Below are 26571 nucleotides of genomic sequence, written 5' to 3' on the forward strand. Positions count from 1 at the left end.
CAATCTCGAAGCGATGGAGATCCCCTTGTGGGAGCGAACTTGCTTGCGATAGCGGACTGTCAGCCAACACAAATGTTGAGCTTCAGGCCCTCATCGCGAGCAAGCTCGCTCCCACAGGTTTTTCGTATCAGGCCGGCGCATCCAGGTTCAGGTGCAGGTTGTCGATCAACCGTGTCGTCCCGAGGAATGCCGCTACCAGAATCACCAGGTCGCGATCCTGCGCCGTCGCCGGGCGCAGGGTCAGGGCATGGCGAATTTCCAGGTAGTCGGGGCGCAAGCCGGCCGTTTCGAGCTGCTTGAGCTGCGCGCCGATCAGCGTCGGGTAATCACGCTCACCTTGCTTGATCGACTCACCGATGGCGTTCAGCGTGCGATACACCACCGGTGCTACCGCGCGTTGCTCTTCGTTGAGGAAACCGTTGCGCGACGACAGTGCCAGGCCATCGGTCGCACGTACGGTCGGCTCGCCGATGATCTGGATCGGCATGTTCAGGTCATGCACCAGCGCGCGAATCACCGCCAGTTGCTGGAAATCCTTCTCGCCGAAAATCGCCAGGTCTGGTTGAACCATGTTGAACAGCTTGCTGACTACTGTTGCCACGCCCTCGAAGTGCCCCGGACGGCTGGCGCCGCACAGGCCTTCGGACAGTTGCGGCACGCTGACACGAGTCTGACCGGCCATGCCGTCGGGATACATCTCCTCGACACCTGGGGCAAACAGCAGGTGGCAACCGGCCTGGAGCAGTTTTTCCTGGTCGGCGGCGAGTGTGCGCGGGTACTTGTCGAGGTCTTCGTTGGCGCCGAATTGCAGCGGATTGACGAAAATGCTCGCGACCACGAAGTCCGCCCGTTGGGAGGCCTTGGTCACCAGCGCGACGTGGCCGCTGTGCAGGTTGCCCATGGTCGGTACAAAGGCGACGCGCTTGCCTTCACTACGGGCGCGGGCCACGGCGGCGCGCAGTTCGCGTACGGTTTTTACGGTGTTCATGCAGAGAATCCGTGCTCGATACCTGGGAATGTCGCCGCTTTGACTTCCGTCACATAGGCAGTCAAGGCAGCTTGAATGCTGGTTTGGCCATTCATGAAGTTCTTCACGAATTTTGGCACGCGGCCGGTAATCGACAGGCCGAGCATGTCGTGCAGGACCAGAACCTGACCGTCGGTGGCGTTGCCGGCACCAATGCCGATGACCGGAATGCTGACGGCCTGGGTGATTTCCTGCGCCAGTTCGCTCGGCACGCACTCGAGCAACAACATGGCGGCACCGGCCTGTTCCAGGGCGATGGCGTCTGCACGCATCTGCCGCGCCTGGTTTTCGTTGCGGCCCTGGACTTTATAGCCACCCAGGATGTTCACCGCCTGCGGGGTCAGGCCCATGTGGGCGCAGACCGGAATGCCGCGCTCGGCGAGCAGTCGGATCGACTCGGCCAGCCACAACGCACCTTCGACCTTGATCATGTGCGCACCGGCCTGCATCAGCGTGGCGCTGTTGACCATGGTCTGTTCGAGGGTGGCGTTGGCCATGAAGGGCAGGTCGGCGAGGATCAGCGCGTCGGTGTTACCGCGCTTGACTGCGGCGACGTGGTAAGCCATTTCCGCGGTGGTCACCGGCAGGGTGCTGTCGTGCCCCTGCAAAACCATGCCGAGGGAGTCGCCCACCAGCAGCACTTCGACACCCGCCTGGTTACAGGCATGGGCGAACGTCGCGTCATAGCAGGTCAGCATGGTGATCTTTTCACCTTTTTGCTTGAGACCTTGCAGGGTGGTCAGGGTAATGGCTGGCATGAAAAGTTCCTCATTCAGGCGCTGTGGAAACTACTGCGAGTAACGCGCGTGATTCTTCGATAAACACAGGCGCACGTTCTGTTGTCGTGCTTTTACGGCCTGGATTGCGCCCTTCAACGCCGTGTTGGCGGCAGCGGGACGCCTATAGTCGTGATGAGAACGAGGGAAGTCAATTGCATGTGTTACCGCATTGTTACGGTTGAGGTGTTACCGGCGTAACTGATGCGATTCAGCAGAATCTGTAGGACGTTTCGCAGGCCCGTGTGGGACTGCGATCAACGGGCGGGGAGACGTTCCAGTCCGACGAACGGACAAGCGCCGAGCAGTTCGGCCAGGGTTCGGCCATCGGCCAGGCACAAGTCCGCCGGTGCCAGTTCGGCCAGCGGGTACAACACGAAGGCGCGTTCCTGCATGTGGTAGTGCGGTACTTTCAGGCGCGGCTCGTCGATCAGGCGGTCGCCGAACAACAGGATGTCGAGGTCCAGTGTGCGCGGCCCCCAGCGCTCCAGGCGTTCGCGCCCTTGGTCATTTTCAATGGCCTGCAAGGCATCGAGCAACACCAGCGGAGCCAGGGTGCTGTCGAGGGCGGCCACCGCGTTGGTGTAACGCGGTTGACCGGGCAGCAGCGAGTCGCTTTGGTAAAATGCGGAAACCCCGATCAGTGACGACTGGGGCAATTGCGCCAGCGCTTCGATGGCGCTGCGCAGTTGCTCGGCGGGGTCAGCCAGGTTGCTGCCCATGCCGATGTAGATGCGTTCCATGGCTTATTCGTCCGAAGTGCTCGAGGCGCCAGCAGCGCGTTTGCGCTTGGAGCCACTGCTGCGGCGACGTTTGCGTGGGGCACCGGTGCCTTCTTCCTTGCCACTGAGGTCGCGAATCATCTCGCGGCGCTCACTGTCATTGGCGTCCTGATAGTCGGTCCACCATTCGCCCAGTCCATCGGTCTGCTCGCCAGCGCTTTCACGCAACAGCAAGAAGTCGTAACCGGCGCGGAAGCGCGGATTGTCCAGCAGCAGATCCGCGCGTTTGCCACTGCGGCGTGGCAAGCGTTCCTGCATGTCCCAGATTTCGCGGATCGGCATGGTGAAGCGTTTCGGAATGGCGATGCGCTGGCACTGTTCGGCAATCAATTCGTGCGCCGCTTCCTGCATCGCCGGAATCGGCGGCATGCCGCGTTCCTGCAAGCGCAGGACCCGCGCCGGCAACGCCGGCCACAGCAGGGCCGCAAACAGGAACGCTGGTGTTACCGGCTTGTTCTGCTTGATGCGCAGGTCTGTGTTGATCAGGGCTTCGCTGATCAGCGTGTGGGTGTAGGTCGGGTTGTATTCCAGGGCCTCGGCACTGGCCGGAAACAGCGGATCGAACAATTGCAGGTCGACCAGCATCTCGAAGGTGTCTGCCGCATGCCCGGAGAGGAACAGCTTGAGCACTTCTTCGAACAGGCGTGCTGACGGGATCTCGCGCAGCATCGGCGCCAGATCACGGATTGGCAAGGCGCTGTGTTTTTCGATGCCGAAATTCAGTTTGGCGGCGAAGCGCACGGCGCGCAGCATACGCACCGGGTCTTCCTGGTAGCGTTGCTTCGGATCGCCAATCAGGCGAATCAGGTGGTTGCGGATGTCGTGTACGCCATTGGCGTAGTCGAGAATTCGCTCGCTGACCGGGTCGTAGTACAGGGCGTTAATGGTGAAGTCGCGGCGTTGTGCGTCTTCTTCCAGGGTGCCATAGACGTTGTCGCGCAGGATGCGCCCGCTTTCGTTGCGCGAAGACTGGTTGCTGTCTTCGTCTTCTTCGTTTTGCGGGTGATTGGCGCGGAAGGTCGCGACTTCGATGATTTCGCGGCCAAAATGAATGTGCACCAGCTTGAAGCGGCGCCCGATGATCCGTGCGTTACGGAATTCGGCGCGTACTTGTTCAGGCGTGGCACTGGTGGCGACGTCGAAGTCTTTCGGCGTAATGCCCAGCAGCATGTCGCGCACGCAGCCGCCGACCAGATAGGCCTGGTAACCGGCGCTCTGCAGGCGTTCGACGATATTCACCGCATAACGGCTGAATTGCGTCTTTTGCAGCGAATGTTGCCCGCTGTTGAGCACTTCAGGCGTACTGCGAATGTGTTGCGTATGACGCTTTGGAGAACGGAATGACTGGAACAGCTTCTTCAGCATGGGATGCACTGTTTGAAGGAATATTCGGCCACAACAGAAGAATGACCGCATGATGGGCGGGGATTCTAGCATTTAGTCGGGGGATGGTGTAGGACACAGCCGATTTGAGCTGTAGGCCGCGTTCTTTCAGGCAGGAACGAGCAAAAGGTGCAGGGTTTTTACGAATCGCAGAAACCACAAGGGGAGCCGAAGCTCCCCCAGAAGTAGTTGCATGCTCTATTTTTATTTTTGGTTTCGGGCTTCTTGTTTTTGTTGAGTGCCCTCGTCATGAAGCTTTCCTTCATGACCCTCCCAATCGGGAGCCAAGAGCAAACGGATTGCTTTGGTCGCTGTGTTGCAGTGATCTTGCGATCCAACCAGTACAGGCTCTGTCTTAGGACAGTTTTTGTTGTTCTCGGCCTGGTCGTGGGGCTAGCCCCAAATACAACGCCTCTCCAAAAGAATCAGTTAGCTGCGCCTCTCGCCGTCTTGTTTTTATTGTGCGTGAGTCGATTCGTCTTATTTTTATTGTCTTGTGCATTGCTTGTTATTGTTCTTGTACCAAACATATAGCAGGGTGCGTGCCAACTTTTGTGATCCCCAGTAAAACAAGGGGTTAGGCCGGTTTGGGGCCCTTGTTGGGGCGAAAAAAAGCCGGGGTTTCGTTACCGTTAACCCCGGCTTCTGTTACGTGAAAAATCTGAGGTAACAGTTTTTTCACATTTTTACCTGTTACCCACACATGGGACAGCTTCGGTTCAGCTCTCGCTGGCCACCCCGGTCTTGCGGCGCGGGATGCCCAGGCGCTGGCGGCGTTCCCACAGACATTTGCGGCTGACCCCGAGTTTGCGCGCCAGCTCGGTTTCGGTCATGTGGTCCTGATGTTCAAGAACGAAGTGCTGGAAGTAGTCTTCCAGAGACAAGTCCTCGGTCGGTTCGTGATTGGTGTTGTTCGCGCTCGTGTTGCCCTGTTGAGGGGCCAGGCCAATGAACTCGTCGTCTTCCAGGTCACCCAGTTCGATGTCGATGCCTAGCAGCTCGGCGGAAATCTCCGGGCTTTCGCACAAAATGACCGCACGCTCGACAGCGTTTTCCAGTTCGCGGACGTTACCCGGCCAGGAATAGTGACGAATGGCCTGCTCGGCATCGGCAGCGAATTTCAGGTCGGTGCGGTTGATCCGGGCACTTTGTCGTGCGAGGAAGGCGTTGGCGATTTCGTTGACGTCGGCGCCACGCTCACGTAGTGCCGGCAGCTTCAGGGCGATCACGTGGAGGCGGTAGTACAAGTCTTCACGGAACTGGCCGATTTTCGCCAGGCTCTTGAGATCGCGGTGAGTCGCCGCAATCAGGCGCACATCAACCTTTTGTGACTGTACCGAGCCTACGCGGCGAATCTCACCTTCCTGCAACACTCGCAGCAGGCGTGCCTGGGCTTCCAGTGGCAACTCGCCGATTTCGTCGAGGAACAATGTGCCACCGTCCGCCGCTTCCACAAGGCCGGCACGTCCGGCGCTGGCACCGGTGAATGCGCCTTTTTCGTGGCCGAACAGTTCGGACTCGATCAGGCTTTCCGGAATGGCGGCGCAGTTCACCGAAATCATTGGCGCCTTGGCGCGCTTGGACAGGTTGTGCAACGCCCTCGCGACCAGCTCTTTACCGGTACCGGATTCACCCTGGATCAGTACATTGGAGTCGGTTGGTGCGACCTTGCGGATTTTGCCGTACAGATCCTGCATGGGCGGGCAGGAACCGATGATGCCAATTTCGCCATTGCTGTTGTCGGCAACGGCTTTGCCACCGCCATTGCCAGCTTTGGCCGCAACAGGTTCACCCGCGGCCTGTGCCGCTTGGCGATCACGCAGGATGCGCGCGGCCGCTTGCAGCATTTCATCATGGTCGAATGGTTTGGCGATGTAGTCCACCGCGCCCATCTTCATGGAATCGACGGCCGAGCGCAGGCTGGCATAGCTGGTCATGATCAGCACCGGCGTACCTTGGGCGAGCTTGATCAGCTCGGTGCCCGGTGCGCCAGGCAAGCGCAAGTCGCTGACGATCAGGTCGAACGATGGAATGGTGAAGCGTTCTTGTGCTTCCTGCACTGAGCCGGCTTCGCTGACCTGGTACTGATTTCGTTCCAGCAGACGACGCAAGGCAGAGCGGATAATGGTTTCGTCTTCGACGATCAAAATGTGCGGCATTGATTCGATACTCTCGACGGTCTCAGTTCACAGCGGACGTCGCTTCGACATGACGCGGTAAAGTCACCCGGATACGGGTGCCGCGTTGGCTCTGAACATCAGCCGGGCTGTCGATGGTGATTTGTCCATAATGCTCTTCAACGATGGAATAGACCAGTGCAAGGCCCAGACCGGTGCCTTCGCCAGGGTCCTTGGTGGTAAAGAAAGGTTCGAACAGGCGGTCCATGATGCTCGATGGAATGCCGCTGCCTTCGTCTTCCACGATCAGGTCGACCGTGTGTTCGCCGGCTTCGCTCTTGACGCGTACCGCACTGCCCGGAGGCGAGGCATCACGGGCGTTCGAGAGCAGGTTGATGAGGACCTGGGCAAGCCGCTGCGGGTCGCCTTCGACCCAGTGGTCGGGATCGCACAGGTTATAGAACTGCACTTCGAAATTGCGTCGGTTCAGGGCCAGCAGGCCGATTGCATCCTGGGCCACTTCGGCCAGACAAACGGGTTCGTCGCTGTGCTGATGACTGCCGGCATGGGCGAAACTCATCAGCGACTGGACGATGCGCGAGACCCGTTTGGTCTGTTCGAGAATCTGCCCGCTGATTTCCTTCAGCTCGCCGTCCTCTTCGCGCTCTTCGCGCAGGTTTTGCGCCAGGCACGCGATGCCGGTGATCGGGTTACCGATTTCGTGAGCCACGCCGGCCGCCAGTCGGCCGATGCTGGCCAGGCGTTCGGAATGCACCAGTTTGTCTTCGAGCATCTGGGTTTCGGTCAAGTCTTCTACCAGTAACACCAGGCCGCTGTTACCCGGTGCGAGCGGTTCGTCGATGGCTGCCTTGTGCAGGTTCAGCCAGCGGGTCTGTCCATCGAGGGCCAGGTGCTGTTTGTGCAGGTGCTCGTCCGGCAGGTTGATGAACCCCTGCAACAGTTCCTTCCATGGATCGGCGATGGTGCTCAGGCGTGAACCGACCACGCGTTGTGCGGCGATGCCCGTCAGCTCCTCCATGGCTTTGTTCCACATGAGGATTTCCTGATCCTTGGCCAGCGAACACACGCCCATCGGCAGTTCCTGCAAGGTCTGGCGGTGGTAACGACGCAAGGCATCCAGTTCGGCAGCGAGCCCAGTCAGGCGCGAGTGATAGTCCTCGAGGCGGCTTTCGATGAAGTGAATGTCCTCGGTGACGTAATTCTCGCCGCCGGCCTTGTACGGCAGGAATGTCTCGACCATGTCCTGGGCCACGCTCGGCCCCATCAGGCCCGACAGGTTGGCTTCGATGCGGTCGCGCAGACGCCGCAGGGCATAAGGACGGCGCTCATCGAAAGGCAGATAAAGGTCGCGCAGTGCCTGTTCGACTTCCTTCTGTGCTGCCTTGGCCCCGAGGGGCTTGGCCAATTGGGTGGCGAATTCCTGAGGTGAAGCGGCGTGCAGCTCCCGGCGTTGCGGGCGGCGCACATTGTCCACGGCGCAGGCTTCGGCAGCGCTGGCTTCTTCGCTGCTGGCGTTGGTGAACAGCGAGATCAGAGTGAACATCAGTACGTTGGCAGCCAGGGACGCAATGGCCGCCATGTGCCAACTGGTGTCGTCCAGCACGTAGATCATGTTCAGCAGCGGGATGTAGAAGCCTTGCAGGTTGCCGACCAGCGGCAGCAGCATGGTCACCACCCACACCAGCGTGCCGGCGAGCAAACCGGCGATGAAGCCGCGACGGTTGGCCGTCGGCCAATACAGGACCGAGAGTACACCGGGCAGGAACTGCAGGGTGGCAACGAAGGCAACGATACCGAGGTTGGCCAGGTCCTGCTCGGCGCCGAGCATCAGGTAGAAACCGTAGCCGGCCATGATGATCGCGACGATCAAGGCCCGACGAGTCCACTTCAGCCAGCGGTAGATGTTGCCTTCGGCCGGTGGCTGATAAAGCGGCAGCACCAGGTGGTTCAAGGCCATCCCGGACAGGGCCAGGGTGGTGACGATGATCAGGCCGCTGGCCGCCGATAGCCCGCCCACATAGGCCAGCAGCGCCAACGCCTTGCTGTTGGCGGCAATGCCGATGCCCAGCGTGAAGTATTCCGGGTTGGTGGTGGCGCCCAGTTTCAGGCCGGCCCAGAGAATCAGGGGTACCGCCAGGCTCATTAACAACAGGAACAGCGGCAGCCCCCAGCTCGCGCTGACCAACGAGCGCGGGTTGAGGTTTTCGGTGAAGGTCATGTGATACATGTGCGGCATCACGATGGCCGAAGCGAAGAACACCAACAGCAGCGTACGCCACGGACCTTCCTGCAAGGGGGTGTGCAGGGCGGCGAGGGCGGTCTGGTTTTGCAGCAGCCACAGCTCCAGCTGCTGCGGGCCGTCGAACACGCCGTACAACGCATACAGCCCGACGCCGCCCAGAGCGATCAGCTTGATCACCGACTCGAAGGCAATCGCGAACACCAGGCCTTCGTGTTTTTCCCGGGTGGCGATGTGACGGGAACCAAAGAAAATCGTGAACAGCGTAATCAGTGCGCAGAAGCTCAGGGCTACACGGTGCTGCACCGGCTCACGGGTGAGGATGCCAATGGAGTCGGCGACCGCCTGGATCTGCAAGGCCAGCAACGGCAATACGCCCACGAGCATGAAAATGGTGGTCAGCGCGCCGGCCCAGGTGCTGCGGAAGCGAAAGGCGAACAGGTCGGCCAGCGAAGATAACTGATAGGTGCGGGTGATTTTCAGAATCGGATAGAGCAACACCGGCGCCAGCAGAAATGCCCCGGAAACACCCAGGTAGCTGGACAGGAAGCCGTAGCCGTACTGATAGGCCAGGCCCACCGTGCCGTAAAACGCCCAGGCACTGGCATAGACCCCCAGCGACAGGGTGTAGGTGAGCGGGTGGCGAATGATCGCCCGGGGGATCATGCCCCGTTCACTGATCCAGGCGACGCCGAACAGCACTGCCAGGTAGGCGGCGCTGATCAGGATCATCTGGGTCAGGCTAAAGCTCATCGGCATCTTTTTGACTCTGCAGGATGAAGGTCACGACGATCAGAATCAGCCAGAGCAGATAGGGGCGATACCAGGCGCCAGTGGCGTCGATCCACCAATCCATGATGGCCGGGGAGAACAGATAAATGCCCACTACCAAAAGCAGGACCAAGCGATAGATGTACATCCCGGCCTCTCTTTTTTATGCGCGTGCCCGAAAACGTGCGGCGATGGTAACGGATGGGCGCGCCACTGCAAGTGCGATCACAGCAGCTGTGCCTCGGGCAGGTTCAGTGTGCGCGGGATCCGAGTGGCATCCCAGTGGGCGATGCCCCATTTCAACACTTCCCGAGGCGTGGCTGCCGTCAGCTCGATTCCAGGATTTTGCCCCAGTGCGCGCAAGGCTCGCAGCAACAATGGCGTGGCCTGATCTTCGGTCAGTGGAGGCGAGCGATAGGACTTGCCGAGCTTGTTGCCATCCGGCTGGGTAATCAGCGGGATGTGCAGGTAACGCGGTTGGGGCAGGCCGAGCAACTCCTGCAAGTACAGCTGACGCGGAGTGGAGTCGAGCAGGTCGGCGCCACGCACGACATCGGTAACACCTTGCCAGGCATCGTCGAGGACCACGGCCAGTTGGTAGGCGTAGAGCCCGTCGCGACGGCGGATTACGAAATCGCCGACGTCCCGCCCCAGGTGCTGGCGATATTCGCCTTGCACGCGGTCGATGAAGTGATAGGACAGCTCCGGTACACGCAAGCGAATGGCAGCACCTTCACTGCCATGACCCGCGTTGCGGCACAGCCCGGGATAAATGCCTTTATAGGGTTCGAGTTGCTTGCGCGAGCAGGTGCAGGCATAGGCCAGACCCTGATTGAACAGGCGGTTGAGCACTTCGGCGTAGGCTTCGTGCCGGTCACTTTGGCGGACCATTTCGCCGTCCCACTCAAAACCGTAGCTTTCCAGCGCCTTGAGAATTGCGCTTTGAGCGCCCGGCTCTTCGCGGGGCGGGTCGAGATCTTCCATGCGCATCAACCAGCGTCCACCGACTGAACGTGCATCGAGGTACGAAGCCAGCGCTGCGACCAGCGAGCCAAAATGCAGATGGCCGCTGGGCGTCGGGGCGAAGCGACCGATGTAGGGGGAGGAAGCGATGGCAGTCATGGGGGCGAAATTTCTTTTCCAGTGCGTCGCAGAACGCCTGTAGGAGCGATTTATACCGCGACGGTATCGCAAATCACAGAAACAAAAACGGAGCGTTCGCACGCTCCGTTTTTCGTTCAAGTCGATATTACTTGCCGACTTGCTTTTCCTTGATTTCCGCCAGGGTCTTGCAGTCGACACACATGTCGGCGGTAGGGCGGGCTTCCAGTCGCTTGACGCCAATCTCGACGCCACAGGACTCGCACCAGCCGTATTCTTCGTCTTCAATCAATTGCAGCGTTTTGTCGATCTTCTTGATCAACTTGCGTTCACGATCGCGGGCTCGCAGTTCTAGGGCGAACTCCTCTTCCTGGCTGGCACGGTCTGCCGGGTCCGGGAAGTTGGCCGCTTCGTCCTTCATGTGGTCCACGGTTTTGTCGACCCCTTCCATCAGCTCTTTTTTCCACTGATTCAGGACCTTGGTGAAGTGCGCGCGCATGGGCTTACCCATGTACTCCTCACCTGGAGCTTCTTTGTAGGGTTCGAAGCCGCTGATCGGCTGGACTGCCTGTTGCTTTGCTTGGGTGGACATGAAATAGACCGCCTCTACTCTTGTAATCCATCTGCGCAGGATTGCTCCATCACCGACACCTGCCGGCCCTGCGGCTGCAAGCGGGCGAACTTACCAGATCAACTCGGGCCGCGCTACTCCCGGATGTCGAGCTCGCGGCACATGGTGCTTGCCAAAGATGACAAAGCGTTGTCTGGTGGCTCGCAAACCCGGCTCAATTAATGATTTTAGTCAAACCTGCGACAGGTGCCCGGCTCGTTTGTGACCAGACTTGTAACGCTTCTGACCGCTTTAGGTTCTCGCTCGTTCCTGGGCTTGGGTAGAATCGCTGTTTTTCCGTTGAAGGAAGGCCCATGGCTCAGTCCTACAGTGCCCGCAGTCGTGCAATAGAACCTTTCCATGTCATGGCATTGCTGGCGCGGGCCAATGAGTTGCAGGCCGCCGGCCACGACGTCATCCATCTGGAAATCGGCGAGCCGGACTTCACCACCGCCGAACCGATCATCCAGGCAGGTCAGGCCGCGCTGGCCTCAGGCAAGACCCGCTACACCGCGGCGCGCGGCATTCCAGAACTGCGTGAAGCCATTTCCGGTTTCTATCAACAGCGCTACGGTCTGAGCATCGATCCTCGTCGTATTCTCATCACGCCCGGCGGTTCCGGCGCCTTGTTGCTGGCCAGTGCCTTGCTGGTGGACCCGGGCAAGCATTGGCTGCTGGCGGACCCCGGTTATCCGTGCAATCGGCACTTCCTGCGTCTTGTGGAAGGGGCGGCGCAACTGGTGCCGGTCGGCCCAGAGGTGCGCTATCAATTGACGCCAGACCTGGTCGAGCGTCATTGGGATCACGACAGTGTGGGCGCGTTGGTGGCGTCTCCGGCCAACCCGACCGGTACGATCCTGACCCGTGAGGAGCTGGCGGCGCTGTCCACTGCGATCAAGCAGCGCCATGGTCATCTGGTCGTCGACGAGATCTACCACGGTTTAACCTACGGCACCGACGCGGCCAGTGTGCTGGAAGTCGATGACAGTGCCTTTGTCCTCAATAGTTTTTCCAAATATTTCGGCATGACCGGTTGGCGCCTCGGCTGGCTGGTGGCGCCCGATGCTGCGGTCAATGAGCTGGAAAAACTCGCGCAGAACCTCTACATCAGCGCCCCGAGTATGGCTCAGCACGCTGCACTGGCTTGTTTTGAGCCGGCGACCATCAGCATCCTGGAGGAACGTCGCGCCGAATTCGGGCGTCGCCGGGATTTCCTCCTGCCAGCTTTGCGAGCATTAGGTTTCGGGATTGCGGTCGAGCCCGAAGGTGCCTTCTATTTGTATGCCGATATCAGCAAGTTCGGCGGAGATGCCTTCGCGTTTTGCCGTCACTTCCTGGAAACCGAGCACGTGGCATTCACCCCGGGTCTGGATTTCGGTCGGTATCAGGCAACGCATCATGTGCGGTTTGCCTATACGCAAAATCTTGAGCGGTTACAGGAAGCCGTCGAGCGTATTGCTCGCGGGTTGCAGAGCTGGCACGGCTGATGCGCTTTGATCCCCCACTCGAAGAAGGCCGTTTGATCCGCCGTTACAAGCGCTTTCTCACGGATATCGAAACCGTTAACGGCGAGTTGCTGACCATTCATTGCCCGAACACCGGTTCGATGCTCAATTGCCAGGTTGAAGGCGGGCAGGTCTGGTTCAGCCGCTCCAACGATCCGAAGCGCAAACTGCCGGGCACCTGGGAAGTCGGTGAAACGCCACAGGGCCGGTTGTTTTGTGTGAATACCGCCAGGGCCAACGGCTTGATTGAAGAGGCGTTGCGCGCGGGTGTCATCAGCGAACTGAACGGCTTCGCCGCTCTCAAGCGCGAAGTCGCGTACGGGCAAGAAAACAGCCGCATAGATTTTCGCCTCGACTACCCGAACGGGCCGGCTTATGTCGAGGTTAAAAGTGTCACCCTGGGCTTTGACGGAACCGCGGTGGCGGCATTCCCCGATGCGGTCACTCAGCGTGGTGCCAAGCATCTGCGTGAACTGGCGCACCTGGCTCGGAACGGCATTCGTGCGGTGCAGTTGTACTGTGTCTGTCTGTCAGATATCGAGGCGGTGCGCCCCGCGCTGGAAATTGATCCGGCCTACGCCCAGGCACTGCGTGAGGCGCAAGCCAGCGGTGTCGAGGTATTGGCTTACGGTGTGCGCATGAGTCACGAGGAGATGGTGGTCGATCGGCGTCTGCAAGTGTTGTTGGGCGATTAAAGGCTGACCCAGATGCCCTGCGCGTCTTCGCGACTGGGAATGCGGGTCAGCGCTTGCCCGGCGCAAGGACCGGCGACGCATTCGCCGTCCTCGATCAGAAACAGCGCGCCGTGGGTTGCACACTGGATCAGGCTGTTACTTGGGTCGAGAAATTGATCGGGGTGCCATTCCAGCGCAACCCCGCGGTGCGGACAGCGATTGCTATAGACGTACACCTGGCCGCCCCGGCGTACGGCAAAGAGTTTACGCCCTTCGATGTCGAATCCCCGACTGCTGTCATTGACCAGTTCAGCGCCTGCGCACAGCCATTTCATGCTTGATACCAGTCCTCGCAGACGATTGAAATCGATAACCTGACGTCAAGGATACTTGGCCTGTTGCCGCGATGCCCGGGAATCCTTTGAGGACGGCGGTTCAAGCGCTTGAGTGACAGGTGTAGTCGCAGTCGATTGTCCGCACTTTTCCACAGGCAAAAAAAGACCCGGCAAGAGCCGGGTCAAATAACCGTGATTAGCCTGATGAGGAGATAATCTGAGAGTCCGAACCAAGGGCTTTTCAGAATATCGACCAGTCTCGCGACTAGTTGTGATAATCATATCGATTCTCATTACCATGTCAATCGCTGTTTTTTGATTTCTGCGATATTTCATCGTTTTTCTTGTGAAGGCCCCGTAATCATTGGGTTTGAGGCTGATTTTCCAGCGGCTCAGTTCTTATGGCGCTGAGAAATGGCTTCCAGTTGTTTATTCAAGGCATCCTTGCGTTCGGCAGGTATGTCGTTCCAGTGCACATCCATCAAAGCGCCTTCAATGGCGTACAACAACACCTTGGACGCCCTGAAGCCACGGGTGCGCACGGCCCGATAAGCGTCCACCGCCCCCAGGCGACGCAAGTCCGATGCGCTGTGAATGCCCACGGCATGCAACCACTGCGCTGACGTCTTGCCGAGATTCTTCAGATGTTGCAGTTCATCATTCATCAAGCCTCCTTGCGATGGCCGAATGGAGAGCGTGGGCATGCTTCAGAGGAGTGTAGCCATCAGTAGGAAAAGCGTGATTCTTTGGTCGGTTTCGACGCAAAAGCTTCTAAGGAGGGAAGAAGGTCAGGGAGATACAGGCCTGGGAAATGGCGGGAGGTCGTCAGCTTTTTCAGGGAAAAGTAACCAGCGTCCAGCGCGGATGAGTGCGCCGGACGTGTCGGTTATCCGTTAAGAATTCAGCGGGTGCGATAACGCAACCGTGTCCCGAAGTTCATCGACATCAGAATTTCGTCTGCACTCAGCTCCGGCGGAAAGTAGGCACCGGAAATTTGTGCATGGGCCAGGCTTGCACCTTCCAGCGTCGCTTTACGGAAATCAATGCCGCGCAAATCGGCGGAGCGGAAATAGGCATCGCTGAAGTCCACGCCATCGGCATTCAGCTCGCGCAAGTCCAGTCCGCGAAAGTCGCCGCCCACCATATCGATGGGGCCATCCTTGGGGCGCTCGCTGTTGAAGCCTCTGATGTCGTCTTTGTGCAGCAAGGCATAAAGCGGGGTGTCGAGAAGTTTCGGCTGGCTCATGTCGCATCACCTGTTGGTTTTATGACGCCAGTATAGTGCCACTATTTGACAGCCGTGAAGCCGACGAGGGCTGCACGGCTGAAATAGTTTCTTACAGCCCCGGCAGGCGCTGGCGGATCTGTTCGACCACGGTGTCGAGGGTTCCGCTTTCGTTGGTCTGAACGCGTTTACTGCAGAGGATTTCTGCCGGTGTCAGCGCTTCACGGCTGGCCTGTTGGGCTTCGATCACCGCGAGTGTGGCGTCGGAAGGATCTTTCTTGTCCGCCTGACGCAAGGCCAGCCAGCTTTCGATTACGGCTTGCGGTGCGTTGCAGTCGAGGATCAGGAACGGTGCACCGGTGGCTTCGGCCACTTTTGCCGCGCTCTCGCGCTGATCGCGCTTGAGGTAAGTGGCATCGACCACCACCGGGAAGCCTGCGTGCAGGATGACACCGGCGATTTCATGCAGGCGGGCATAAGTGGCCGCACTGGCGTCGGCACTATAGATGCCGGCCTGCACATCGTTCTCGACGGTTTGCTCGCCAAACAGACGCTTGCGCTCGACATCGGAACGCAGGCGAATCGCCCCCAGTGCTTCCACCATACGAATGGCAACATGACTTTTGCCGACAGCGGAAACGCCATGGGTGATGGCCATGAAGCGCGAAGGAATGGTGCTGTAGCTTTCCGCCAGGTTGGCGTAGTTGCGGTACTGGCGCAGGGTGGTGGCGCGTTGTACCGCCGTGGCGTCGGCCGGCATGCTGAACAGCGCGACCTTGGCGCGGACCAAGGCGCGATAGGCTTTATAGAAGTTGAGCACTTCGAGGCCGCGGTAGTCGCCGGTCAGCTCCAGGTACTGGCTGATGAAACGACGCGCCAGGCACTTCAAGCCGCGGTCTTCCAGGTCCATGGCGAGGAAGCCGGTGTCGGCATACGCATCGGTGAAACGGAACGGCTCGTTGAATTCGATGCAGTCGAAGATCACCACGTTGCCGTCGATCAGGGTCGCGTTGCCCAAGTGGATGTCGCCGTGGCACTCGCGGATGAAACCTTCAGCCTTGCGCTGGGCGAGCAGTGGCTTGAGGCGTTCGAAGCTGCTTTCGGCCCAGGCTTGCAGTGCGTCCAGTTGCAGCAGGTCCGCCTTGTCGCTGAGGAAGGGCAGGATCTGTTCGAAGTTTTGCCGTACCGGCGCCATTACGCTTTGTGGTGTGCCGGCGTCGTGCTCGGCCGGCACTTTCGGCGCGTTCAGGTGGAAGCGGGCGATTTGCTCGGCCATCTGGTCGATGTGTGCGGTGGTCAGTTCGCCGTTGGCTTGCAGCGTGCTGAGCAGGCCGGTTTGCGGGAACTGGCGCATTTTCAGTACGTATTCGATGGCTGGACCTTCGCCGCCCAGTTGTGGCGCTTCTGCGCTGCCGGTGATCGGCAACACTTCGAGATACAAATCATCGGTCAGGCGTTGGTTCAGGCGCAGCTCTTCACCGCAGAAATGTTCGCGAGCCTGCAAGCCTGTGAAGTCGAGGAAGCCGAAGTTGACCGGTTTCTTCATTTTATAGGCAAAGGGGCCGGTGAGAATGACCCAGGAAATATGGGTCTCGATGACCTGGAATCCCTCTACCGGGTGTGGATAGAGAGCAGGGTTTTGCAGGGCAGCGATCAGGGACTGGCTCACAGGCGATCCTTCAGAGTCTGGGAAATTCAAGGCGGTCATTATGGCCGCAAGTCCACTTGACGCAAACCTCGGAGCGCTCCTGTTGAGTATGAATAAAGTGCGTATAATCCGCCGCCATGACTCGTACCCGAACTCCCCGCACCCCAAAAAAACCTCCCTCCAGGGGCCTGCGCCCGTGGCTGGGCTGGGCCATTAAACTCAGTCTGGTCGGCCTTGTTGCCTTGGCCGGATTCGCCGTTTACCTCGACGCGATCGTCCAGGAAAAGTTCTCCGGCAAGCGCTGGACCATTCCGGCCAAGGTTTATGCGCGCCCGCTCGAGCTGTTCGTCGGACAAAAGCTGAGCCGGGACGATTTCCTGACCGAGCTCGATGCCTTGGGCTATCGCCGCGAAAGTGTGGCCAATGGCCCTGGCGCCGCCTCGGTCAATGGCAACACGGTCGACCTCAATACCCGTGGTTTCCAGTTCTATGAAGGCATGGAGCAGGCTCAGCCGGTTCGCGTGCGTTTTTCTGGCGATTATGTGGCCGAACTGTCGGCGACCAACGGTTCCAAACTGTCGGTGGTGCGACTTGAGCCGTTGCTGATCGGCGGCCTGTACCCGAAGAATCTCGAAGACCGGATTCTGATCAAGATCGATCAGGTGCCGCCGTATCTGCTCGACACGCTGGTGGCTGTCGAAGATCGTGATTACTACCATCACTTTGGTGTGTCGCCGAAGTCGATTGCCCGTGCGATCTGGGTCAACGGCTCGTCCGGTCGCATGCGCCAGGGCGGCAGTACCTTGACGCAACAGTTGGTCAAGAACTTCTACCTGACCAACGAACGCAGCCTGAGCCGCAAGCTCACTGAAGCCATGATGGCGTTGCTGCTCGAACTGCATTACGACAAGCGCGAGATCCTCGAGGCGTACCTCAACGAGGTGTTCATCGGTCAGGACGGTCAGCGTGCGGTGCACGGTTTCGGCCTGGCCAGTCAGTTCTTCTTCAGCCAGCCATTGGCCGAGCTGAAACTGCATCAGGTGGCATTGCTGGTGGGCATGGTCAAGGGGCCGTCCTCCTATAACCCGCGCCGTTATCCGGAGCGGGCGCTGGAGCGGCGCAACCTGGTGCTCGACATTCTGCAAGAGCAGGGCGTTGCTACCGCCGAACAGGTGGCCGCCGCGAAGAAAATGCCGCTGGGCGTGACCAAGCGCGGCAGTCTGGCGGACAGTTCCTTCCCGGGCTTCCTCGATCTGGTCAAGCGTCAGTTGCGTGAAGATTATCGCGATGAAGACTTGACCGAAGAAGGCCTGCGAATCTTCACCAGTTTCGACCCGATCCTGCAGATGAAAGCCGAGGCTTCGGTCAATGACACCTTCAAGCGTCTGGCTGGGCGCAAGGGCTCCGAGGATGTTGAAGCGGCGATGGTCGTGACCAACCCGGAAACCGGTGAAGTGCAAGCGATGATCGGCAGTCGCCAGGCCAGTTTCGCCGGCTTCAACCGGGCGCTGGATGCGGTGCGTCCGGTGGGCTCGTTGATCAAACCGGCGGTGTATCTGACGGCGCTGGAGAAACCGAGCCAGTACACGCTGACCAGTTGGCTGTCGGACGAAGCCTTCTCGGTGAAGGGCGCGGACGGTCAGGTCTGGAAACCGCAAAACTATGATCGCCGTTCCCACGGTACCGTCTTCCTTTATCAAGGGCTGGCGCATTCCTACAACCTGTCGACCGCGCGTCTCGGCCTGGCCGTGGGCGTGCCGAATGTCTTGAAGACGTTGGCGCGCCTGGGTGTGTCTCGCGAATTCCCGGCGTTCCCTTCGATGTTGCTGGGGGCTGGCGGCATGACGCCGATCGAAGTGGCAACCATGTATCAGACCCTCGCCAACGGTGGCTTCAATACGCCGATGCGCGGGATTCGCAGCGTGCTGACGGCGGAAGGCGAACCGCTCAAGCGTTATCCGTTCCAGATTCAGCAACGCTTCGATCCGGCGTCGATTTACCTGATTCAGAACGCCATGCAGCGGGTGATGCGCGAAGGTACCGGCAGTTCGGTTTACAACGTGTTGCCAAAAACCCTGACGCTGGCGGGTAAAACCGGTACAAGTAACGACTCGCGAGACAGCTGGTTCGCCGGTTTCAGCCAGGACCTGCTGGCCGTGGTCTGGCTGGGGCGTGACGACAACGGCAAGACGCCGTTCACCGGCGCTACCGGTGCGTTGCAGGTCTGGACCAGTTTCATGCGCAAGGCCGACCCGTTGCCGCTGGACATGCCGCAGCCGGATAATATCGTTCAGGCCTGGGTCGATTCACGGACCGGTCAAGGCTCCGAAGCCAGTTGCCCCGGTGCTGTGCAGATGCCGTATATTCGCGGCAGCGAACCGCCACCCGGTACTGCTTGCGCAGGTGAAAGCCCGGCAAGCGGAGAGTCGGTGATGGATTGGGTCAAAGGCTGGATGAATTAAGCAAAGAGGGTTTCAAGTGAACAAGTGGTTGATTCCAGCGGTTGCCGCCGTGGCTTTGCTCAGCGGTTGCTCCACCGTACAACGAGGCTCGATTCCGGTAGTGGATTCCGGCACTGCCGTTTCCAATAGCGAGCGGATTTCGGCCAATGGCGGTTTCCGTCAGACCACGGTCAAGCGTCCTGTACAAGGCCAGGCCCAGACCCAGGCCATTCCCCAAGGCGACAGTGGCGTCGTGGTAATGGTGCCGGGCGGCGGGTCGACGTCTGCGCCGATCAGCACCACGCCTATTACGCCAGGGCCGATCACACCTGGCCCTATCGATACGTCGCCGATGCAGTCGGCGCCGATCAATCAGGGCACCTACAACATGCCTTCGCAGCCAAGCGGAATTCCATCGGCCAGTGCCTCCGGTGGCCTGTCGGCCGACGAGCAACTGGACGGGCCGGTGCTGGCGCTGCTGACCACTGCGCAGCAACAGCAGGCGAGCGGGGACCTCAACGGCGCTGCTTCCAGTCTGGAGCGGGCTCAGCGCGTCGCTCCGCGTGAGCCGCAAGTCCTCTATCGCCTTGCCCAGGTACGGATGGCTCAAGGCGATGCCGCTCAGGCCGAGCAGTTCGCACGTCGCGGGCTGACCTTGGCCAGCGGGCGTCCAGCGCTGCAAGCGAACCTGTGGGAGTTGATTGCCCAGGCCCGTGAGAAGCAGGGTGATTCCCAGGGCGCTGCGCTGGCCCGTCAGAAGGCCAGGGTAACCTCGTGATGGATGCGCGCTTTTCGAAAATCGCCGATCAACTGCTGTTGATCGAGCGTGAACTGCGGGTGCAGGGTTGGTGGGACGACGTTTCACCATCGGCCGAGGCGCTGTCCAGTGTTGAGCCGTTTTCGGTCGATACGCTGGATTTCGAGCAGTGGCTGCAATGGATTTTCCTGCCCCGCATGAAGATGATCCTCGAGCAGGACCTGCCGCTGCCCAATGCCTCGGGCATTCAGGAGATGGCCGAAATGGTCTTCGCCGGACGCAATGTCCAGGGCAAGGATCGGCAACTCCAAGTGTTGCTCAAAGAGTTTGACCTGCTGATTACCGCCTCGCGTTGAGCCGAAAATGCCGGCGCTCTGCCGGCAGTTTTCCCCCGTTGTCTTCTCTCTTTCGTTGAGTGCCACAGTGCAATCGCATGCGGCTGCCAATTTTCAGGCAAAAGTTGCGCAATTGAAGCTAACGCACCGCGGTTTTATGGGTTTTTTCTTGCGTTCTCATGTGCTTAGTAGAATAAAGCGCATTCTCGACTTGACTTGGAGGGGACGAAACAGAAGAATCCAAAGTCCGCTGTACAGGGACTGCCAGAAGCAGACCCTCTCGGCAGATCATGAGGCGCACATCCGCGCCGACCTGTTACACCCGCAACGCGTTACCTCGCGCTGGGTGGGAAAGGCCCGCAACACTTGGGACGATCCCAATACTTGCTCAGTCAGTGCTGACGTAGTCGGCGACCACCGTCGCTCATGCTCTGCTGAGAAGTAAACCTATTAAGACCCGTCCCATTTTTCGTGGGCGGTATTCTGGCGTTTTAGAGGTGAGCAACGTGGAGCTTTTATCTGGCGGTGAGATGCTCGTCCGCTTTTTGCGCGACGAAGGCGTCAAATATATCTACGGGTACCCGGGTGGTGCTCTTCTTCATGTTTACGATGCCCTGTTCAAAGAACCGGAAGTGACTCACATCCTGGTTCGTCACGAACAAGCGGCGACCCATATGGCTGACGGCTACGCCCGTGCCACCGGTAAAGCCGGTGTGGTACTGGTGACGTCCGGTCCTGGCGCCACAAACGCCATCACCGGTATCGCGACCGCCTATATGGACTCCATTCCGATGGTGATCATTTCCGGCCAGGTGCCTAGCACCATGGTCGGCACCGATGCGTTCCAGGAAACCGACATGATCGGTATCTCCCGGCCAATCGTGAAGCACAGCTTCATGATCAAGCACGCCTCGGAAATCCCGGAAGTCATGAAGAAGGCGTTCTACCTGGCGCAATCCGGTCGTCCTGGTCCGGTCGTTGTCGATATCCCGAAAGACATGACCAACCCGGCCGAGAAATTCGAATACGTCTTCCCGAAAAAAGCCAAGTTGCGCTCCTACAGCCCGGCTGTTCGTGGTCACTCCGGACAAATCCGCAAGGCGGCAGAAATGCTCCTGGCGGCCAAGCGTCCCGTGCTGTACTCGGGCGGCGGCGTGATCCTCGGCGGTGGTTCCGCACCACTGACCGAACTGGCCAAGATGCTCAACCTGCCAGTGACCAATACCCTGATGGGCCTCGGCGCCTACCCAGGCACCGACCGTCAGTTCATCGGCATGCTCGGCATGCATGGCAGCTACACCGCCAACCTGGCGATGCACCATGCTGACGTGATCCTGGCCGTTGGCGCGCGCTTCGATGACCGAGTCATCAACGGTGCGTCCAAGTTCTGCCCGAACGCCAAGATCATTCACATCGACATCGACCCGGCTTCGATCTCCAAGACCATCAAGGCCGACGTGCCTATCGTCGGCCCAGTTGAGAGCGTCCTGACCGAAATGGTCGCGATCCTCAAGGAAATCGGCGAGACCCCGAACAAGGAGTCCGTGGCCAGTTGGTGGAAGCAGGTTGACGAGTGGCGCGGTGATCGCGGCCTGTTCCCTTACGACAAGGGCGACGGCAGCATGATCAAACCGCAAACCGTGATCGAAACCCTGTGCGAAGTGACCAAAGGCGACGCCTTTGTGACCTCCGACGTGGGTCAGCACCAGATGTTTGCCGCGCAGTACTACAAGTTCAACAAGCCGAACCGCTGGATCAACTCCGGTGGCCTGGGCACCATGGGCTTCGGCTTGCCGGCGGCCATGGGCATCTCGTTGAGCTTCCCGGATGCCGACGTCGCCTGCGTAACGGGCGAGGGCAGCATCCAGATGAACATCCAGGAGTTGTCGACCTGCCTGCAATACGGTTTGCCGGTGAAGATCGTCATCCTGAACAACGGTGTACTGGGCATGGTTCGCCAGTGGCAGGACATGAGCTATGGCAGCCGCCATTCGCATTCCTACATGGAGTCGTTGCCTGATTTCGTCAAGCTGGCTGAAGCCTATGGTCACGTCGGCGTACGCATCACCGAATCGAAAGATTTGAAGTCGAAGATGGAAGAGGCGTTCGCCATGAAAGATCGCCTGGTGGTCATCGATATTTCGGTCGACACCAGCGAGCACGTCTATCCGATGCAGATCAAAGACGGCTCCATGCGCGATATGTGGCTGAGCAAGACGGAGCGTACTTAATCATGCGACACATTATTTCCTTGCTTCTGGAAAACGAACCTGGCGCTCTGTCTCGTGTGGTTGGCCTGTTCTCGCAGCGCAACTACAACATCGAAAGCCTGACCGTTGCGCCAACCGAAGACCCGACTCTGTCGCGTCTGACGCTGACCACGGTGGGTCACGATGAAATCATCGAGCAGATCACCAAGAACCTGAACAAGCTGATCGAAGTGGTAAAACTGGTCGACCTGTCGGAGAGTGCTCACATCGAGCGCGAACTGATGCTGGTCAAGGTCAAGGCCACCGGTGCCCAGCGCGCCGAGATCAAGCGCACTACCGATATTTACCGTGGACAGATCGTCGACGTCAGCGCCAGCGTGTATACCGTTCAACTGACCGGTACCAGCGACAAGCTCGACAGCTTCATTCAGTCCATCGGCACCGCATCGATTCTGGAAACTGTCCGTAGTGGCGTGACCGGCATTGCTCGCGGCGACAAAGTTCTCAGCATCTAAACCAAATTAGCGAATGGCCTGAACGGCCGGATATAGGGGAAATTCATGAAAGTTTTCTACGATAAAGACTGCGACCTGTCGATCATCCAGGGCAAGAAAGTTGCCATCATCGGTTACGGTTCCCAAGGCCACGCTCAAGCGTGCAACCTGAAAGACTCTGGCGTTGACGTGACTGTTGGCCTGCGTAAAGGCTCGGCTACCGTTGCCAAGGCTGAAGCCCACGGCCTGAAAGTGACCGACGTTGCTTCCGCTGTTGCGGCTGCCGACCTGGTCATGATCCTGACCCCGGACGAGTTCCAGTCTTCGCTGTACAAGAACGAAATCGAGCCGAACATCAAGAAAGGCGCCACCCTGGCCTTCTCCCACGGCTTCGCGATTCACTACAACCAGGTTGTTCCGCGTGCCGACCTCGACGTGATCATGATCGCGCCGAAGGCTCCAGGTCACACCGTGCGTTCCGAGTTCGTCAAAGGCGGCGGTATCCCTGACCTGATCGCGATCTACCAGGATGCTTCGGGCAACGCTAAAAACGTAGCACTGTCCTACGCAGCCGGCGTTGGCGGTGGTCGTACCGGCATCATCGAAACCACCTTCAAGGACGAGACTGAAACCGACCTGTTCGGCGAACAAGCCGTTCTGTGCGGCGGTACCGTTGAACTGGTCAAAGCCGGTTTCGAAACCCTGGTTGAAGCTGGCTACGCGCCGGAAATGGCCTACTTCGAATGCCTGCACGAACTGAAGTTGATCGTTGACCTCATGTACGAAGGCGGTATCGCCAACATGAACTACTCGATCTCCAACAACGCCGAATACGGCGAGTACGTGACCGGTCCGGAAGTGATCAACGCCGAATCCCGTCAGGCCATGCGCAACGCCCTGAAACGTATTCAGGACGGCGAATACGCCAAGATGTTCATCAGCGAAGGTGCTACCGGCTATCCTTCGATGACCGCCAAGCGTCGCAACAACGCCGCTCACGGTATCGAAATCATCGGCGAGCAACTGCGCTCCATGATGCCGTGGATCGGTGCCAACAAGATCGTCGACAAAGCTAAAAACTAAGTCACGTCCTTGTACGAAAAACGCGGCTTAGGCCGCGTTTTTTCGTTTGAGGGGCCGGTTCTGGTATAAAGCTGCATCGTTTGCGGCCGAACCGTCGTCCCAGACACCTGTCCAAACTTTCCACCCCGTTGCAAGGTAATGTCCATGAGCGAACGCCCCGAAGAGCCAAACCAGGCTCCTGACGCCGAAAGCCTGCTGCCCATCGATGAGCATGTCGAAGAAGGGCATGACGCTGAAGGTCGTAAAGTCCGGCATCGTGGTATCTATCTTCTGCCGAATCTGTTCACCACTGCGAACCTGTTCGCAGGGTTCTATTCGATCATCAACTCGATGAGTGCGCAGGCCGCCCTGAGCGCCGGCGACTCGGCCAATGCGAGCAAGTACTTTGCATTTGCCGCCATCGCGATCTTTGTCGCCATGGTGCTCGACGGTCTTGATGGTCGTGTTGCCCGCATGACCAATACACAGAGTGCCTTTGGTGCCGAGTACGACTCGCTATCGGACATGGTTGCCTTTGGTGTCGCACCGGCGTTGCTGGCCTTTGGCTGGGCGTTGGGCGATATGGGCAAGGTCGGCTGGATGGTCGCCTTCATCTATGTCGCCGGTGCGGCGTTGCGTCTTGCACGTTTCAATACCCAGGTCGGCACTGCAGACAAGCGTTACTTCATCGGCCTGGCCAGCCCGGCTGCTGCTGGTGTGGTGGCGGGTATTGTCTGGGCGTTCAGCGATTACGGTATCCAGGGTTCGAAAATGTCTTTCCTGGTGGCGCTGATGGTTGCCGCTGCCGGTATGCTGATGGTCAGCAACATCAAGTACAACAGCTTCAAGGAGCTGGACCTGAAAGGACGCGTGCCGTTCGTGGCGATTCTCGCGGTCGTATTGGTGTTTGCGGTGGTGTTCAGCGATCCGCCGCGCATCCTGCTGCTGGTGTTCCTCGGCTACGCGGCATCCGGTCCGGTTCAATACCTGTTACGCCTTCGTCGTAACAAGAGCGCGTAATTTCCCTCATACTCCGCAGTCTATGGTGCATCTGTCCTCCATTGCTGCGGAGTAACCATGCTGATCAAGATTGTCAAAACGTCCGACTGTCATGAGCCGGACGTCACGCCTGAATCCCTCTATCTCTCTCGTCGCAATCTGCTGGGTGCTACCGTTGCCGGTCTGGCCGTGGGCGCTCTGCCTGGATGGGCGTCCGCCGAAGATGCTGGACGCTACCCGGATGTCGAGTCCGGAAAGCCGCCTGCATGGTTTATAGAAAAGCTACCGGCCACCCAGTGGGGCGCAATGACCGTCAAGGATGAAGCGATCACGCCATTCAAGGACGCCACCCACTACAACAACTTCTATGAATTTGGGACTGACAAGGGCGACCCGGCAGCCAATGCCGGTGCGCTGAAAACCGAACCCTGGTCGGTGGTGGTGGACGGAGAGGTGGGTAAGCCGGGGCGTTATGCGCTGGAAGACTTCATGAAGCCTTATCAGCTGGAAGAGCGCATCTATCGACTGCGTTGCGTAGAGGCCTGGTCGATGGTGATTCCCTGGATCGGTTTTCCCATCTCGGCATTGCTCAAGCAGGTCGAGCCGACTTCCAAGGCAAAATTCATTCGCTTCGAAACGCTGCAGGACCCGCAAAGCATGCCAGGCCAGCGCTCGGGTTTCGCCTTGATCGACTGGCCTTATATAGAGGGGCTGCGTCTGGATGAGGCGATGAATCCGCTGGCGATTCTGGCGGTCGGCATGTATGGGCGCGAATTGCCAAATCAGAACGGTGCGCCACTGCGTTTGGTGGTGCCCTGGAAATACGGTTTCAAGAGCATCAAATCCATTGTGCGGATCAGTCTGGTCAGCGAGCAGCCGAAAACCACCTGGCAAAGCATTGCGGCAGATGAGTACGGTTTTTATGCGAACGTAAACCCAACGGTCGACCACCCGCGCTGGACTCAGGCCCGTGAGCGGCGACTGCCTAATAGCCTGTTCAAGCCGAATGTGCGCGATACGCAAATGTTCAATGGCTATTCGGAGGAGGTGGCTTCTCTATACACAGGGCTCGATCTGCGGAAGAACTATTGATGCGCTATCCGACTTGGCGTGCATCGGTTTTTCTTGCTGCGGCAATTTGGCCGTTGTGGTGGTTGTATCAGGCGTTCGCCGATTTGCTCGGGCCGGATCCTGGCAAGGTGTTGGTTGATCGGCTGGGTCTTGGGGCGTTGGTGCTGCTGTTGATCACGCTGAGCATGACGCCCCTTCAAAAAATCAGTGGGTGGGCGGGCTGGATAGTTGTACGGCGTCAGTTGGGACTCTGGTGCTTTGCTTATGTGTTCATGCACTTGTGCTGTTACCTGGCCTTTATCCTCGGTTTCGATTGGTCGCAGTTAGGTGTCGAGCTGCGGAAGCGGCCTTACATCATTGTCGGTGCTTTGGGATTTGTAGGGCTGTTGTTATTGGCTGTGACGTCCAATCGTTACAGTCAACGACGTTTGGGCGTGCGCTGGAGGAAACTGCATCGGCTGGCCTATGTGATTTTGGGGCTCGGATTGCTCCATATGTTGTGGATCGTGCGTGCCGATCTTAAGGAGTGGGTGATTTATGCCTCCATAGGAGGGCTGCTTCTGTTGCTGCGTATTCCTTTTGTAAGTCGTCGAATCCCGAGAATGCTGGGTAAAAAGCAGGTGCTGCAAGAAAAACGAAATTAAGTGTTGACGGCAGATTTCAGATGTCTATAATTCGCCCCACTTCCGGCGCAGTCGAAACGGAAAACTCCTTGGTAAACAAAGAGTTACGCAGTTTTCGGCAGTAGGTTGCTTCAGTTCATCGAAGCCTGGAAGGAGTTGAAAGAGTGGTGTTGTAAGGCTCTTTTAACGGTTCGGTCTTCTCGATCGAAAGCGGAGAAAAAGAGGTGTTGACAGCAGCGTGTAACGCTGTAGAATTCGCCTCCCGCTAACGAGAGATCGGAAGCGCAAGTGGTTGAAGTTGTTAAGGAAATCCTTGAAAACTTCTGAAAATAATCACTTGACAGCAAATGAGGCTGCTGTAGAAT

24 protein-coding genes are annotated in these 26571 nt (G+C 58.7%); 11 read left to right on the forward strand and 13 right to left on the reverse strand.

Annotated elements, in window-relative coordinates; genetic code table 11:
• Positions 1–127: 127 nt before the first annotated feature.
• From panC to dksA, 9 genes are all read right to left on the reverse strand, one after another.
• Entirely contained in the window at positions 128–988 is an 861-nt protein-coding gene (gene panC / locus EIY72_RS23505; RefSeq protein ID WP_093230192.1) for a pantoate--beta-alanine ligase, read from the reverse strand.
• Positions 985–1785 carry a 3-methyl-2-oxobutanoate hydroxymethyltransferase gene (gene panB / locus EIY72_RS23510; RefSeq protein ID WP_093230194.1) on the reverse strand — a complete coding sequence of 267 codons (801 nt, stop codon included), beginning with the start codon at positions 1783–1785 and terminating at the stop codon, positions 985–987. The genes panC and panB overlap by 4 nt, the downstream gene beginning before the upstream one ends.
• 275 nt (positions 1786–2060) lie before the next feature.
• Positions 2061–2546, reverse strand: coding sequence for a 2-amino-4-hydroxy-6-hydroxymethyldihydropteridine diphosphokinase (gene folK, locus EIY72_RS23515; protein WP_093230197.1), 486 nt, complete (start codon positions 2544–2546; stop codon positions 2061–2063).
• A gap of 3 nt (positions 2547–2549) precedes the next feature.
• Entirely contained in the window at positions 2550–3950 is a 1401-nt protein-coding gene (locus tag EIY72_RS23520; RefSeq protein WP_162276454.1) for a polynucleotide adenylyltransferase PcnB, read from the reverse strand.
• 737 nt (positions 3951–4687) lie between these two features.
• Positions 4688–6127, reverse strand: coding sequence for a sigma-54-dependent transcriptional regulator (locus EIY72_RS23525; RefSeq protein WP_093230203.1), 1440 nt, complete (start codon positions 6125–6127; stop codon positions 4688–4690).
• Between the two features lie 22 nt (positions 6128–6149).
• The gene (locus EIY72_RS23530) at positions 6150–9104 is read right to left on the reverse strand and encodes a sensor histidine kinase (protein ID WP_162276455.1); all 2955 of its coding nucleotides are present in this window, start codon (positions 9102–9104) and stop codon (positions 6150–6152) included.
• The gene (locus EIY72_RS23535) at positions 9088–9264 is read right to left on the reverse strand and encodes a hypothetical protein (protein WP_003176118.1); all 177 of its coding nucleotides are present in this window, start codon (positions 9262–9264) and stop codon (positions 9088–9090) included. Before EIY72_RS23535 ends, EIY72_RS23530 begins: the two co-directional genes overlap by 17 nt.
• Positions 9265–9341: 77 nt before the next feature.
• Positions 9342–10238 carry a tRNA glutamyl-Q(34) synthetase GluQRS gene (gluQRS, locus tag EIY72_RS23540; protein ID WP_093230209.1) on the reverse strand — a complete coding sequence of 299 codons (897 nt, stop codon included), beginning with the start codon at positions 10236–10238 and terminating at the stop codon, positions 9342–9344.
• A 127-nt stretch (positions 10239–10365) separates the two neighbouring features.
• Positions 10366–10809: an RNA polymerase-binding protein DksA gene (dksA, locus tag EIY72_RS23545; protein ID WP_093230212.1), complete on the reverse strand. Its 444-nt coding sequence runs from the start codon at positions 10807–10809 to the stop codon at positions 10366–10368.
• A gap of 332 nt (positions 10810–11141) precedes the next feature.
• Here dksA and EIY72_RS23550 point away from each other — a divergent pair, with 332 nt between their 5' ends.
• Both EIY72_RS23550 and sfsA read left to right on the forward strand, forming a co-directional pair.
• Positions 11142–12314 (forward strand): pyridoxal phosphate-dependent aminotransferase, encoded by a 1173-nt coding sequence (locus EIY72_RS23550; protein ID WP_093230215.1) that lies wholly within the window; start codon positions 11142–11144, stop codon positions 12312–12314.
• Positions 12314–13027, forward strand: a complete 714-nt coding sequence (gene sfsA / locus EIY72_RS23555) for a DNA/RNA nuclease SfsA (RefSeq protein WP_093230218.1) — start codon at positions 12314–12316, stop codon at positions 13025–13027. The genes EIY72_RS23550 and sfsA overlap by 1 nt, the downstream gene beginning before the upstream one ends.
• Here the strand turns inward: sfsA and EIY72_RS23560 are convergent.
• The 4 genes from EIY72_RS23560 to EIY72_RS23575 all read right to left on the reverse strand — a co-directional run bounded on the left by EIY72_RS23560 (position 13024) and on the right by EIY72_RS23575 (position 16235).
• Positions 13024–13341, reverse strand: a complete 318-nt coding sequence (locus EIY72_RS23560; protein WP_093230221.1) for a Rieske (2Fe-2S) protein — start codon at positions 13339–13341, stop codon at positions 13024–13026. The two genes, sfsA and EIY72_RS23560, sit on opposite strands and share 4 nt — an antisense overlap.
• Before the next feature lie 392 nt (positions 13342–13733).
• Positions 13734–14006: a TfoX/Sxy family protein gene (locus tag EIY72_RS23565; protein ID WP_093230224.1), complete on the reverse strand. Its 273-nt coding sequence runs from the start codon at positions 14004–14006 to the stop codon at positions 13734–13736.
• A 236-nt stretch (positions 14007–14242) separates the two neighbouring features.
• Entirely contained in the window at positions 14243–14587 is a 345-nt protein-coding gene (locus tag EIY72_RS23570) for a pentapeptide repeat-containing protein (protein ID WP_093230227.1), read from the reverse strand.
• 91 nt (positions 14588–14678) lie between these two features.
• Positions 14679–16235: a bifunctional aminoglycoside phosphotransferase/ATP-binding protein gene (locus EIY72_RS23575; RefSeq protein WP_093230230.1), complete on the reverse strand. Its 1557-nt coding sequence runs from the start codon at positions 16233–16235 to the stop codon at positions 14679–14681.
• 116 nt (positions 16236–16351) lie between these two features.
• Between EIY72_RS23575 and mrcB the strand changes: the two genes are divergently transcribed.
• From mrcB to msrQ, 9 genes are all read left to right on the forward strand, one after another.
• Positions 16352–18676: a penicillin-binding protein 1B gene (gene mrcB / locus EIY72_RS23580; protein WP_093230233.1), complete on the forward strand. Its 2325-nt coding sequence runs from the start codon at positions 16352–16354 to the stop codon at positions 18674–18676.
• A 16-nt stretch (positions 18677–18692) separates the two neighbouring features.
• Positions 18693–19433 (forward strand): tetratricopeptide repeat protein, encoded by a 741-nt coding sequence (locus EIY72_RS23585; protein ID WP_093230236.1) that lies wholly within the window; start codon positions 18693–18695, stop codon positions 19431–19433.
• The gene (locus EIY72_RS23590) at positions 19433–19768 is read left to right on the forward strand and encodes a YqcC family protein (RefSeq protein WP_093230239.1); all 336 of its coding nucleotides are present in this window, start codon (positions 19433–19435) and stop codon (positions 19766–19768) included. The genes EIY72_RS23585 and EIY72_RS23590 overlap by 1 nt, the downstream gene beginning before the upstream one ends.
• 485 nt (positions 19769–20253) lie before the next feature.
• Complete coding sequence (locus tag EIY72_RS23595; RefSeq protein WP_093230831.1) at positions 20254–21978, forward strand: acetolactate synthase 3 large subunit; 1725 nt, start codon at positions 20254–20256, stop codon at positions 21976–21978.
• Positions 21979–21980: 2 nt separating this feature from the next.
• A complete protein-coding gene (gene ilvN / locus EIY72_RS23600; RefSeq protein ID WP_003205610.1) occupies positions 21981–22472 on the forward strand; it encodes an acetolactate synthase small subunit in 492 nt (163 codons plus the stop codon).
• A 45-nt stretch (positions 22473–22517) separates the two neighbouring features.
• Positions 22518–23534, forward strand: a complete 1017-nt coding sequence (gene ilvC, locus EIY72_RS23605; protein ID WP_003228216.1) for a ketol-acid reductoisomerase — start codon at positions 22518–22520, stop codon at positions 23532–23534.
• A gap of 144 nt (positions 23535–23678) precedes the next feature.
• On the forward strand, positions 23679–24533 hold the full coding sequence (gene pssA, locus EIY72_RS23610; RefSeq protein WP_093230242.1) for a CDP-diacylglycerol--serine O-phosphatidyltransferase: 855 nt from the start codon (positions 23679–23681) through the stop codon (positions 24531–24533).
• 57 nt (positions 24534–24590) lie between these two features.
• Positions 24591–25604, forward strand: a complete 1014-nt coding sequence (gene msrP / locus EIY72_RS23615) for a protein-methionine-sulfoxide reductase catalytic subunit MsrP (protein WP_093230245.1) — start codon at positions 24591–24593, stop codon at positions 25602–25604.
• Positions 25604–26227, forward strand: coding sequence for a protein-methionine-sulfoxide reductase heme-binding subunit MsrQ (gene msrQ / locus EIY72_RS23620; protein ID WP_093230248.1), 624 nt, complete (start codon positions 25604–25606; stop codon positions 26225–26227). Before msrP ends, msrQ begins: the two co-directional genes overlap by 1 nt.
• Positions 26228–26571 lie beyond the last annotated feature (344 nt).

Source organism: Pseudomonas vancouverensis, from assembly GCF_004348895.1.
In the GTDB taxonomy this organism is placed as follows: Bacteria; Pseudomonadota; Gammaproteobacteria; order Pseudomonadales; family Pseudomonadaceae; genus Aquipseudomonas; species Aquipseudomonas vancouverensis.